The sequence below is a fragment of the Mycolicibacterium boenickei genome, assembly GCF_010731295.1.
Classification (GTDB): domain Bacteria; phylum Actinomycetota; class Actinomycetes; order Mycobacteriales; family Mycobacteriaceae; genus Mycobacterium; species Mycobacterium boenickei.
Genome location: NZ_AP022579.1, coordinates 4,241,839 through 4,254,755 on the forward strand (window position 1 = coordinate 4,241,839; position 12,917 = coordinate 4,254,755).

Below are 12,917 nucleotides of genomic sequence, written 5' to 3' on the forward strand. Positions count from 1 at the left end.
GTTTCGAGGGCCGGTCGCCAAGACCGGTTGGGCCGTACCCGGCGCGCAGATATCTTCCCCATCGGATCCGGCGGTGGTGGACCCAATGATGCCTGATGCGCGGTACGGTCGACGTGAGACCGACGATGGGCTGGGGCCACGCCGGGCAACGCCACAGCAGCCAGTGAGGAGCAGCGGGTGACGGACAAGGACAGCAATTTGGGGGCCGACCAGTCGGAAGACGTGACGGTGGAGACCACATCGGTTTTCCGTGCGGATTTTCTGAACGAACTGGATGCGCCCGCAACGGCCGGTACCGAAGGCGCCGTTTCCGGTGTCGAGGGCCTGCCCGCGGGCTCGGCATTGCTCGTCGTCAAGCGCGGACCGAATGCGGGATCGCGTTTTCTGCTCGATCAGCCGACGACCTCGGCGGGGCGCCACCCGGACAGCGACATTTTCCTCGATGATGTGACGGTGAGCCGTCGCCATGCCGAGTTCCGGTTGGAGAGCGGAGAGTTCCAGGTTGTCGACGTCGGCAGCCTCAACGGAACGTACGTGAATCGCGAGCCGGTCGATTCGGCCGTCCTCGCGAACGGCGACGAAGTGCAGATCGGGAAGTTCCGCCTGGTGTTCCTCACGGGCCCCCGGTCTGACGACGACAGCGGCCAGACCAGCTAGCCGATGACTGCCCCCGACAGACCTGCACTGGCCGGGATGTCGATCGGTGCAGTGCTCGACCTGCTCCGGGGCGACTTTCCGGACGTAAGCATCTCGAAGATCCGGTTCCTCGAGGCCGAGGGGCTGGTGACGCCGCAGCGGACCGCATCGGGGTACCGGCGGTTCACGGCGTACGACTGTGCGCGGCTGCGGTTCATCCTGACCGCACAGCGGGACCAGTACCTGCCGCTGAAGGTGATCAAGGCGCAGCTGGACGCGCAGCCCGACGGGGAGTTGCCGCAGGCGGGCTCCACGTACGGGGTGCCGCGTCTCGTGCCGGTGTCAGAGGGCGGGGACGGCGCTGCCGCCGGCGTTTCGGCGGTGGCGCCGACCCAGGTCCGGCTGTCCCGTGAAGACCTGTTGGCCCGGTCGGGTATCGACGACGAGACGCTGGGGGCGCTGGTGCGCAACGGCATCATCACCGCCGGGCCCGCCGGGTTTTTCGATGAACATTCCGTGGTGATCGCCCAGTGCGCGCGGGCCCTGGGTGACTACGGTGTCGAGCCGAGGCACCTCCGGGCGTTCCGCTCCGCGGCCGACCGGCAATCAGATCTGATCGCCCAGATCGCAGGCCCGGTGGGCAAGGCGGGCAAGGCCGGAGCCCGCGACCGCGCCGACGATCTGGCCCGTGAAGTGGCCGCTTTGGCGATCACGCTGCACACGTCTCTCATCAAGTCCGCCGTACGCGACGTTCTGGATCGCTGAGGACTAGACTCGTTTTGACGGCCAGTTCGTCTAGCGGACGGTGCGACGGACGAAGATTCGACGAGATGGCACGGCGGTGCGGAGGGCAGGCACAGATGGCTGAGGTTCGCGTGGTCGGCATTCGGGTGGAACAACCGCAGAACCAACCCGTGTTGCTTTTGCGGGAATCCAACGGTGACCGTTACCTGCCGATCTGGATCGGGCAGTCGGAGGCCGCCGCGATCGCACTGGAACAGCAGGGTGTCGAACCCACCCGGCCCCTCACTCACGACCTGATCCGAGATGTCATTGCCGCCCTTGGCCATTCGCTCAAGGAGGTCCGGATCGTCGACCTGCAGGAAGGCACGTTCTACGCCGACCTGATCTTCGACCGCGACATCAAGGTCTCGGCCAGGCCGTCGGACTCGGTGGCCATCGCGCTGCGCGTCGGTGTCCCGATCTATGTGGAGGAAGCGGTGCTGGCCGAGGCCGGTCTGCTCATCCCCGACGAGAACGACGAAGAGGCCGCGGGCACCGTCCGTGAGGACGAAGTGGAGAAGTTCAAGGAGTTCCTGGACAGCGTGTCGCCGGACGACTTCAAGGCGACATGATCGTCGCGCGCGCCGCTGCTCAGTCGCAGATCACGGGTACGTCTCAAGTGGGTATACCGGTGTCGACACGCGGCGCGGGAGACAATCGGGCGCGATTTCGGGCGCCATACTTTCTTCGCAGCGGGCAATCAGGGCCCGGCGGGGAGCGTATGCTCGACACATTCGAGCTCGCAGCAAACCGTCGCGGCAGAGAACGCCGCACTGCAGGACATAGCAGTACGGTGCGGGCGAGTTCGATCGGCGAGAGGATTCACAGTGGGTGACACGCCACGGCAGGAAGAGCTGGATCTGACCACGCGGAGCGGTGCGGAGCCGCCCGTCAGGCCGACTGGCGAACCCGTCCAGGGTGGCCTGTTCCCTGACGATTCGGTGCCCGATGAACTGGTCGGTTACCGCGGTCCCAGCGCATGCCAGATCGCCGGTATCACCTACCGGCAGCTCGATTACTGGGCCCGCACCTCCCTGGTGGTTCCCTCCATCCGGGGCGCGGCCGGATCGGGCAGCCAGCGCCTCTACTCGTTCAAGGACGTCCTGGTCCTCAAGATCGTCAAGCGCCTGCTGGACACCGGCATCTCGCTGCACAACATCCGCGTCGCGGTCGACCACCTGCGTCAGCGCGGCGTGCAGGATCTGGCCAACATCACCCTGTTCTCGGACGGCACCACGGTCTACGAATGCACCTCGGCCGAGGAGGTCGTCGACCTGCTGCAGGGCGGTCAGGGCGTTTTCGGCATCGCGGTATCCGGCGCCATGCGCGAGCTGACCGGCACCATCGCCGACTTCCCGGGCGAGCGGGCCGACGGCGGCGAGTCCATCGCATCACCCGAGGATGAGCTGGCGTCGCGGCGCAAAAGCCGCGACCGCAAGATCGGCTGATTCCCCTTCCCGAACGGACACGTAGGTACCCCGCATCCGGCGATGTGGGGTACTTGGCTGTGTGTCCCCGGGAATGCGGGGTTGCCGGTAGAAGCCCGGTAGAATGAGCGGCGCATCGCCCTCGTGCGGGAGAGTTTCGTGACAGCCAGCCACGGACGCCGAAGGAGCAATACCTCTCCGTCAACCTCTCAGGCACCCAGGACCGCGCCAGGCCCCGATGCCTCTGGAAAGTGGTACCCGCTGGGTACCCGCCCATGGGGAAAAGTCCTGTTCCGGGGCTGAATCTCTCAGGCGCCCGGACCGGGTCGACGACAGAGGGAGAGGGACTGCTACGACGTCTGAGCACGTCTGCGCCTCAGGAGAGTGTCGTGTCCGACCAGCATCAATCGCGTTTCGCCGATCGTCATATCGGCCCGGACGCCGCCGCCGTGGCCACCATGCTCGAGGTGATCGGCGTGGCATCACTCGACGAACTCGCGGCCAAGGCACTGCCGGCAGGCATTCTCGACGCGCTGGGCGCCGACGGGATCGCTCCGGGTCTCGCCGGCCTGCCCGCCCCGGCCACCGAGGAGGAGTCGCTGGCCGAGCTGCGTGCGCTGGCCGACTCCAACACGACCGCGGTCTCGATGATCGGTCAGGGCTACTTCGACACGTTCACCCCCGCCGTGCTGCGGCGCAACATTCTTGAGAACCCCGCCTGGTACACGGCATACACGCCGTACCAGCCCGAGATCAGCCAGGGCCGCCTCGAGGCGCTGCTGAACTTCCAGACCATGGTGTCGGATCTGACCGGACTCGAGGTGGCCAACGCCTCGATGCTCGACGAGGGCACCGCGGCGGCCGAGGCCATGACGCTGATGCACCGCGCGACCAAGTCCAAGACCAACCGGCTGCTGGTCGACACCGATGTGTACGCCCAGACTGCCGCGGTGCTGGCGACCCGCGCGGAGCCGCTCGGCATCGAGATCGTCACCGCTGATCTGCGGGACGGGCTGCCGGACGGTGAGTTCTTCGGTGTCATCGTGCAGCTGCCCGGTGCGAGCGGTCGTGTCGATGATTGGGCGGGCCTGATCAGCGCAGCCCACGAGCGTGGTGCGCTCGTCGCCGTCGGTGCCGATCTGCTGGCGCTGACCGTGATCACCCCGCCGGGGGAGATCGGGGCCGACGTGGCCTTCGGGACCAGCCAACGATTCGGCGTACCAATGGGATTCGGCGGCCCGCACGCCGGCTATCTCGCCGTGCACGCCAAGCACGCCCGGCAGCTGCCGGGCCGGTTGGTCGGTGTCTCCGTCGATGCCGATGGTGCCCCGGCGTATCGCCTGGCACTGCAGACCCGCGAGCAGCACATCCGCCGGGACAAGGCGACCAGCAACATCTGCACCGCGCAGGTGTTGCTGGCGGTGATGGCCGCGATGTATGCCAGCTACCACGGCGCACAGGGACTGACCGCGATCGCGCGGCGCGTGCACGGCCATGCCGCGGCCATCGCGGGTGCACTCGGCGATGCGCTGGTGCACGACAAGTACTTCGACACCGTGCTGGCCCGGGTTCCCGGCCGGGCCGACGACGTGATCGCCGCCGCCAAGGCCAACGGGATCAACCTGTGGCGCGTCGACGCCGATCACGTGTCGGTGTCCTGCGACGAGGCCACCACCGACGCGCATGTGGCCGCGGTCCTGGCCGCGTTCGGGGTTTCCGCGGCCGCGCACGCCGACGTCGATCAGATCGAGACGCGCTCCTCGGAATTCCTGACGCACCCGGCGTTCAACTCCTACCGCACCGAGACCGAGATGATGCGCTACCTGCGGGCGCTGGCGGACAAGGACATCGCCTTGGACCGCAGCATGATTCCGCTGGGCTCGTGCACGATGAAGCTCAACGCGGCCGCCGAGATGGAGCCGATCACCTGGCCCGAGTTCGGCCGTCAGCACCCGTTCGCGCCGGCCTCCGACAACCCGGGGCTGCGCAAGCTGATCGCCGATCTGCAGGACTGGCTCACCGGAATCACCGGCTACGATCAGATCTCGTTGCAGCCCAACGCCGGTTCGCAAGGTGAGTACGCCGGGCTGCTGGCGATCAAGGCCTACCACGTGTCGCGCGGTGACACCGACCGCGACCTCTGCCTGATCCCGTCGAGCGCCCATGGCACCAACGCGGCCTCGGCGGCGCTGGCAGGCATGCGGGTCGTGGTGGTGGCCTGCCGCGAGAACGGTGACGTCGACCTCGACGACCTGCGCGCAAAGATCGCCGAGCACGCGGATCGCATTGCCGCGCTGATGATCACCTATCCGTCGACGCATGGCGTGTACGAGCATGACGTCGCCGACATCTGCGCGGCGGTGCACGATGTGGGCGGACAGGTCTACGTGGACGGCGCGAACCTCAACGCGCTGGTCGGGCTGGCCCGGCCGGGCCGGTTCGGCGGTGACGTCAGCCACCTGAACCTGCACAAGACGTTCTGCATCCCGCACGGCGGCGGCGGCCCCGGTGTGGGGCCGGTCGCGGTGCGCGCGCACCTGGCGCCGTTCCTGCCGGGCCATCCGCTGGCCGACGAACTTCCCGACGAGCACACGGTCTCGGCCGCGCCGTACGGGTCGGCGTCGATCCTGCCGATCACCTGGGCCTACATCCGGATGATGGGTGCCGAGGGCCTGCGTGCGGCGACTCTGACCGCGATCGCATCAGCCAACTACGTGGCCCGCCGGCTCGACGAGTACTACCCGGTGCTCTACACCGGCGAGAACGGCATGGTCGCCCACGAGTGCATCCTCGACCTGCGCGGGATCACCAAGGACACCGGCGTGACCGTGGACGACGTGGCGAAGCGACTGGCGGACTACGGTTTTCACGCACCGACCATGAGCTTCCCGGTGGCAGGCACGTTGATGGTCGAGCCGACCGAGAGCGAGAGCCTGGCCGAGGTCGACGCGTTCTGCGACGCGATGATCGCGATCCGCGCCGAGATCGACAAGGTCGGAGCCGGTGTCTGGCCTGTCGAGGACAACCCCTTGCGCCACGCGCCCCACACGGCCGAGTGCCTCCTGGTCGCCGACTGGGATCACCCGTACACCCGTGAAGAGGCCGCCTACCCGCTGGGCAAGGGATACCGGCCCAAGGTCTGGCCGCCAGTGCGTCGCATCGACGGTGCATACGGCGACCGGAATCTGGTGTGCTCCTGCCCGCCGGTCGAGGCGTTCGCGTAACGCGCCGAACGGCCGCGGCGGTTCACCTGGTGCGTCCGCCGTTTCTACCCCAGGGCTGTGCTCGCTCGGTGCGAGCGACCCTGGGGTAGAAAAGCGGCGCGTCAGGGCGCCACGGCGTAGCGCTGAGGCGTGTCAGCCCAGCATGGTGTTGACGGCGGTGGTCAGTTCGGGCGAGGTCGAGCTCGAGACATGCTGGTACGTGCCGCTACTCGCTTGGGCGACGCCTTCCCAGGTGCTGCGGTCCGAGCCGCTGCCGAAATCGATCACGTTGACCGCGATCGGCCGGGCGGGATCGAATGCGCCGCGGATGAACTCCTGCAGCCCGGCCCCGTCGAGGCTCTGATCGGTGTGTGGGCCGGTCGTGATGACCAGGATCGAATTGGTCTGGCCTTCACGATATTTCGACAACGCCTCGTTGTAGAGCATCCGCAGCGTGGTGAACGACACCGCACCGCCTCCCGAAGCGGTCTGTTCGTCCAACGTCGAGGTCAGTGCATCGGAACGACGCTGACCGGTCACCGGCTCGGCCAACGGCCCGGTCGAGACCTCTGAGCGGCCCTCGGTGCCGTCGAAGGTCCACAGACCGACCGCGGCAGTGTCCGGCAGCGCCTTGAGCCGGCTGTTGAGCGCGGCCACCACGTTGGCCAATCGGGACTTGCCGCCTTCCTCGGTCGGCATCGACTGGTCGAGCATGATGGTCACCGCGGGGCTGCCCGTCGGTGCGGACGTGGCGTTCGCCAGCGTCACGCGCATGGCGTTGTCGCCCACCGACAACGGCGCGGCCAGTTGGCTGAAGTTGGTGACATCGCTGGACGGCGGTGTCGTCCCCTCGGCCCGGAACCCGGCTTTGGCGAGCTCGGCGAGCTGTTCGGGCTTGCGCAGATAGCGGGCGAATTCGCTGGCCGCGGTGACCTGTTCCTTCTCCAGCCAGTCGCCGGCCAGCAGGACCGTCGGGTAATCGGCCATCGCGGTCGGACCGGGCGGCACCCAGCCGGCCAGGGACGACTTGGCGTCGTCCAGCGAGGTACCCCGCTGGAAGATCTGCTGTTCGGTGGTGGCCACCGCATGCACCGGCGCGGTGGCCGGATCGGAGGCGTTCAGCAGCGCATCGAGAGCGGTTCCCAGCTCGGCGTCATCGAGCTTGGGCTGCCCACGCAACAGGCTGTTGGCAGCGCTCATGCCTGAAGTCGCCGGCGCGCCGGACGGGGCGGAGGCCGAGGCGACGGCCTCGGCGGCCAGCGAGGCCGCATCGCCGTTGCTGTGGGTCGGCAGGGCGAGTTTGAGGGTGCCCCAACCAGGTAGCTTGAGCGCGTTCATCGCGGCCGGGCTGCTCTGCAATTGCGGCAGGGTGGCCCAGGTCTGTTGTGCCAGCACGTCTTTGAGTTGCGGACGGACCGCGAGCAGAACCGGTGTGGTGACCAGGGAACGGCTGTCGCTGACGGTCTTGGCGCCCGCGGTCGCCTCCAGCCGGGCCTCGGCGATGCCGCTGGCCGGAATCCACAGTGCCGGGCGGTCGCCGAGCTCGCTCGGCCAGGCGTTGGCGAAACCGCCCACCACCCGGTCGGATTCGGCGGACTGCACCCGTACCTTCACGCAGCGGTCACCCACCGGGCTGACCGACTCGTTGTATTTGTTGGCCAGTCCCTCGATGTGCGTAGAGATGGTCGGGTCGGCGATCACCGCGACCCCGAGCTCGCCGTCCACGCAGCGCGCGGCCGCGGCGTCGCTGCGGCCGGCGAGGACGTCACCGAAGAACTTCCACAGGATCATCGCGCCGACCACGGCCACCACGGTGACCAGGGCGACGATCACGCCGACACTGACCCCGCGGCGCCCGGACTCGACGGCGCGATGGCTGCCGGTCCACTCACCGCCGTCCCAGTCGCCGCGCTGTCGGCTCGTCGGGGTGGACGGCGGTGGCGGCTCGGAAACCGCACCGAACTGCGCGGTCGGCTGATCGTCGGCGTAATCGTCGGCGCCGTACTCGTCGGAGTACTGGGTGTCGTACTCCGGCTCGTAGCCATCGGCGTCGTCGGCATACTTGCCGCGGTAACCGTCGATGTACTCGTCGTCGTAACCGTCGTCCTCGACGTAGTCCGCTTCGTCGTAGTCGGCGTACTCGGAATCGCGATAGTCCGACTCGTAGTCGTCGTCGCCGTCGGCGTACTGGGGCGCACGGTAATCAGGCTCGGCCCGGTAGCCCCGGTCGTCCCGATAGTCGGGCTCGGGTCGGTACCCGGGCGCGTCCCGGTACCCGCGATCGGCCTGATGCCCGGGCGCGTCGAAATCGTCGCCGGCGCGCCGTGACTGCTCGCGGCGGGGAGGCTCGTAGTCGTCGGAATACCCGGACTCGCCGACGTGCGGCTCGTCCGGGGCATCCTCAGGGTCGGGAATGCTGTGCCTGCCCATTCCTAACCCCTGTATGTCTCGCGCCGACTAGTCATCCGGACCCGCCGAAGTCTAATCACTTCCCGGCGATGCTCGCTTTGAACTCGCGGCGGCGTCGGTGCAGGATCGGCTCGGTGTAGCCGTTGGGCTGCGCCGCCCCGGACAGGATCAACTCCTGCGCCGCGCCGAACGCGATGCTGTCATCCGGGTTGGGGGCCATCGCCAGGTAGTCGGGATCCCCGGCGTTCTGCTCGTCGACGACCGCGGCCATCCGGCGCAGGCTGGCCTTGACGTCCTCCTCGGTGATGATGCCGTGGCGCAGCCAGTTCGCCAGCAGCTGGCTCGAGATCCGCAGGGTGGCGCGGTCTTCCATCAGCGCCACATTGTGGATGTCGGGCACCTTCGAGCAGCCGACGCCGGCGTCGATCCAGCGGACCACGTAGCCCAGGATCGACTGGCAGTTGTTGTCCACCTCTTCGTGGATCTCCTCGGGCGACCACGTCAGTGAGGAGTCCGCCAGCGGGATGGTCAGCAGCTCTTCGATGGTGCTGCGCTTCTTGCCGGCCAGTTCCTTCTGCACCGCCTCGACGTCCACCTGGTGGTAGTGCATCGCGTGCAGGGTGGCAGCGGTCGGCGACGGCACCCACGCGGTGGTGGCGCCGGCCTTCGGCTGGCCGATCTTCTGCTCGACCATGTCGGCCATCAGATCGGTCATGGCCCACATGCCCTTGCCGATCTGCGCCTTGCCTGCCAGACCGGTGGCCAGGCCGACGTCGACGTTGTTGTCCTCGTAGGCCTTGATCCAGGGCTGGCTCTTCATGGCGCCCTTGCGGATCATCGGGCCGGCCTCCATCGAGGTGTGGATCTCGTCGCCCGTGCGATCCAGGAAGCCGGTGTTGATGAACACCACGCGGTCGGCCGCGGCCTTGATGCAGGCCTTCAGGTTGACCGTGGTGCGGCGCTCCTCGTCCATGATGCCGACCTTGAGGGTCCCGCCCGGCAGGCCGAGCACGTCCTCGACGCGGCCGAACAGTTCGCAGGCGAAGGCCACCTCGTCGGGGCCGTGCATCTTGGGCTTGACGATGTACACCGACCCGGTGCGGCTGTTGGTCAGCTCACCGTTCTCGTCGGTCGACTTCAGCCCGTGCATGGCGATCAGGCCGGTGAACAGCGCGTCCTGGATGCCCTCGGGGATCTCGTTACCTTCGGCGTCGACGATCGCGTCGTTGGTCATCAGGTGCCCGACGTTGCGCACGAACAGCAGGCTGCGGCCGGGCAGGGTCAGCTCACCCTCGCCGTCCGGGGTGGTGAAGGTGCGGTCGGGGTTGAGCACGCGGGTGAAGGTCTTGCCGCCCTTGCTGACCTCTTCGGCCAGATCGCCCTTGTTCAGGCCCAGCCAGTTGCGGTAGCCGAGCACCTTGTCGTCGGCGTCGACGGCGGCCACGGAGTCCTCGAAGTCCATGATCGTGGTGATCGCGGACTCCAGCACGACATCCTTGATGCCCGCGGCGTCGGTGGAGCCGATCGGGGAGTCGGGGTCGACGAGGATCTCGATGTGCAGGCCGTGGTTCTTGAGCAGGACCGACCACTGCGGCTGGCCCAGCTCACCGGTGTAGCCGACGAACTGCTCGGGCGTGGCCAGGCCACTCGACAGGTCATCGCCGTAGGTGACCAGCAGCTGGCCGTCGTCGATCTTGAGACCCTTGGCCTCGGCCCAGGTGCCCGCGGCCAGCGGCACGGCCTCGTCCAGGAAGTTGCGGGCGTAGGCGATGACCTTGTCGCCGCGCACCTGGTTGTAACCCTTGCCCTTCTCGGCGCCGTCCTCTTCGCTGATCACGTCCGTGCCATACAGCGCGTCGTACAGCGAACCCCAGCGCGCGTTGGCGGCGTTGAGCGCGAAGCGGGCGTTGAGGATCGGCACCACGAGCTGCGGACCGGCCGTCGAGGTGATCTCGTCGTCCACGCCGGAGGTGGTGATGGTGAAGTCGGCGGGCTCGGGCAGCAGGTAGCCGATATCGGTGAGGAACTGCTTGTAGGCCTCGGGATCGACGGGCTCCAGCACGTGCGAGCGGTGCCACTTGTCGATCTGCGCCTGCAGATCGTCGCGACGGGCCAGGAGTTCCTGGTTCTTCGGGGTGAGGTCAGCGACGACCTTGTCCACGCCGGACCAGAAGCTGTCCGGGTCGACGCCGGTGCCCGGCAGTGCCTCTTTCGTGATGAAGTCGTGCAGCACCTGCGCGACACGCAGGTTTCCGACAGTCACGCGATTGGTCATGCGCGTTTCCTCCCTCGGCTCCAGGCACCGTGCGATGCCTGCCGTTTATCCAGCTTACCCATTGGTAACGTCGGCCTTTCAGCCGTCCAGCCTGCTGAGCAACAGCTCACACCGGTTTGCCAGAGTGACCCGCAACGGAGCCGCCCGCTCGGCGATGCGCTGTTGGGCCCTGACGTATTCGGCACGCCCGGCCGGTGTTTCGATGGCGATCGGCTCGAAACCATACTGCGTCAAGTCGTATGGGCTGGCACACATATCGACCGCCCGCGCGTCGGCCGCCAGATCGAGCGCGTCCATCACCAACTCCGACGGCACCAGCGGCCCGAGTTTGTAGGCCCACTTGTAGGTGTCCATGGCGGCATGGATGCAACCGGGCTGCTCGGTGTCGATCTGCTGCTCCCGGCTCAGTTGCCGGTCGTTGCGGGGCACGGCGTCGTCGGTGAAGAAGCGGAAGGCGTCGAAGTGGGTGCACCGCAACGGCATCGACTCGACGACGGCGTCGGTTCCGGTGGCGCCGAGGCGCAGTGGAACCTGGTCGTGGCGTAGCTGGGGAGCCCGGTAGACCATGGCCCATTCATGGAGTCCGAAGCAGTTCATCCGGGGTGTTCGCATCGCGGTCGCACGCATCAGCCGCGCGACGAATCGGACCGTCTCGGCGCGTGAGCGCAGGTAGTCGTCACCGACCGCGACACCGTGCGGGTGGGGTCCGTAGCCGGTGCGTCGCAGGTACTCGTCGGCGCCCTCGCCGGTGAGCACCACCCCGTACCCGGGATGCCATCGACGTAGCTGTCGGGGCCGGAGGCTGTAGTAGGTGAACAGGAAATCCCACACCGGATGGGGCTCACCGGCGTGTTGGCGGCGCAGGTGCGGTGTGAGGAAGTCGTCGGCGCGTCGCCGGTGTGATTCCGCCCGGGCCGCCCAGTCCGGGGCCGCCAAGACCTCCTCGGTTTCGGCGACACCCGGAAGGGTCAGTCCAGCCGCGCCGGATCCAGCGCGTCCTTCCATGTCTCCTCCACCAGGTGGCCCGCTGCCGCCGTTCGGCTCGAGCCTACCTGGGGAGATGCGGGCTCAGTCGTGCGCGCCGGTGGTGACCACCAGTCGGCCCGTGGTCTGCCGGGCCTGCATGCGCTCCAGTTGGGCCGGCAGGTCCGACCACGCCACCTCGGCACCGATGACCGTCCGGATGGCTCCGGTGCGCAGCATTTCGAGCAGCTTGACGTGGGCGTCCAGGCCTTCGGACCGTGCGGGCCAGTTGAAACCGAGAGTGCGACGGACCGCGAGCGGGTCGGTGACATAGACCAGGCAGACCCCGCAGACGTCGAAGTTGCCGTACGCGATGGGACGCGGCGAGAGGTAGTCGCCGTCCTCCAGCGCGATGTCCTCGGCGAACCCGGCCATCAGGTGGCGGCCGTGCAGGCCCATGCAGCGGAAGGTGTCGGTGGTCACGCTGCCGCCGACCGCGTCGAAGGCGACGTCGACCCCGCGGCCGTAGGTGAGGTCCATGACCTGCTCCACCCAGTCGCCGTTGCGGTAGTTGATGGCGTGGTCGGCGCCGAGCTGCTTGCAGAATTCGACCTTCTCGTCGCTGCCTGCGGTGGCGATCACGCGGGCACCGAGCGCCTTGCCGAGTATCAGCGCACCCGATCCGGTCCCACCGGCGGCCGCGTGCACCAGCAGCGTCTCGCCGGGCTTGAGCCGGCCCCGCTCGTACAGCGCGAACCAGCCGAGGTGGAAGGGGTAGTGCAGCGCGGCGCCGTCGGCGTCACTGATCCAGGCGGGCAGTTCCAGGGCGGTTGCCGCGTCGACGATGGCGTACGACGCGTATCCGCCGAAGGCCATCGACGGGATACCGACGATGCGCCGGCCCACCAGGTGCTCGGCGCCGAGCCCGGCGCTCTCCACCACGCCGACGGCTTCCATGCCGGGAATGAACGGCGGCTGCAGGGGCATGGTGGTGTATCGGCCCTGGATGACGTCGATGTCGTTGAAGTTCAGGCAGAAGGCGCGCACCGCGACCCGGACTTCACCGGGTCCGGGCGCGCGGACCTCGACGGTTTGGCGTTCGAGGACCTTCGCCGGGTCACCGAGGGCGGTGGCCACCCACGCTTCGGCCGAAATCGGCTTGGCTGCAACATTATTCACTGGTCAAAACCTCCATGGCGCATTTGTCATTACACGATGTAA

General features: G+C 67.8%; 9 protein-coding genes and 1 riboswitch. Of the genes, 5 read left to right on the forward strand and 4 right to left on the reverse strand.

What is annotated here, in order from left to right; all coding sequences use genetic code 11:
- Window positions 1-177: 177 nt before the first annotated feature.
- From garA to gcvP, 5 genes are all read left to right on the forward strand, one after another.
- Window positions 178-657 (forward strand): glycogen accumulation regulator GarA, encoded by a 480-nt coding sequence (gene garA / locus G6N57_RS20105; protein ID WP_036449747.1) that lies wholly within the window; start codon window positions 178-180, stop codon window positions 655-657.
- 3 nt (window positions 658-660) lie between these two features.
- Entirely contained in the window at window positions 661-1,401 is a 741-nt protein-coding gene (gene ftsR / locus G6N57_RS20110; RefSeq protein WP_077740885.1) for a transcriptional regulator FtsR, read from the forward strand.
- A gap of 95 nt (window positions 1,402-1,496) precedes the next feature.
- Window positions 1,497-1,991: a bifunctional nuclease family protein gene (locus G6N57_RS20115; RefSeq protein WP_019346056.1), complete on the forward strand. Its 495-nt coding sequence runs from the start codon at window positions 1,497-1,499 to the stop codon at window positions 1,989-1,991.
- A 255-nt stretch (window positions 1,992-2,246) separates the two neighbouring features.
- Window positions 2,247-2,867 (forward strand): MerR family transcriptional regulator, encoded by a 621-nt coding sequence (locus tag G6N57_RS20120; RefSeq protein ID WP_065457355.1) that lies wholly within the window; start codon window positions 2,247-2,249, stop codon window positions 2,865-2,867.
- 116 nt (window positions 2,868-2,983) lie between these two features.
- A riboswitch (glycine riboswitch) is annotated at window positions 2,984-3,082 on the forward strand.
- A 153-nt stretch (window positions 3,083-3,235) separates the two neighbouring features.
- Complete coding sequence (gene gcvP / locus G6N57_RS20125; protein WP_077740884.1) at window positions 3,236-6,070, forward strand: aminomethyl-transferring glycine dehydrogenase; 2,835 nt, start codon at window positions 3,236-3,238, stop codon at window positions 6,068-6,070.
- Window positions 6,071-6,202: 132 nt separating this feature from the next.
- Here the strand turns inward: gcvP and G6N57_RS20130 are convergent, their stop codons facing one another.
- The 4 genes from G6N57_RS20130 to G6N57_RS20145 form a co-directional block, all read right to left on the reverse strand.
- Window positions 6,203-8,479, reverse strand: coding sequence for a substrate-binding domain-containing protein (locus G6N57_RS20130; RefSeq protein WP_077740883.1), 2,277 nt, complete (start codon window positions 8,477-8,479; stop codon window positions 6,203-6,205).
- 55 nt (window positions 8,480-8,534) lie between these two features.
- Window positions 8,535-10,733, reverse strand: coding sequence for a malate synthase G (locus tag G6N57_RS20135; RefSeq protein ID WP_077740882.1), 2,199 nt, complete (start codon window positions 10,731-10,733; stop codon window positions 8,535-8,537).
- Window positions 10,734-10,811: 78 nt separating this feature from the next.
- Window positions 10,812-11,738 (reverse strand): 3-methyladenine DNA glycosylase, encoded by a 927-nt coding sequence (locus tag G6N57_RS20140; RefSeq protein ID WP_109552023.1) that lies wholly within the window; start codon window positions 11,736-11,738, stop codon window positions 10,812-10,814.
- A gap of 63 nt (window positions 11,739-11,801) precedes the next feature.
- Window positions 11,802-12,875, reverse strand: a complete 1,074-nt coding sequence (locus G6N57_RS20145; RefSeq protein ID WP_077740881.1) for a zinc-binding dehydrogenase — start codon at window positions 12,873-12,875, stop codon at window positions 11,802-11,804.
- Between the last annotated feature and the right edge of the window lie 42 nt (window positions 12,876-12,917).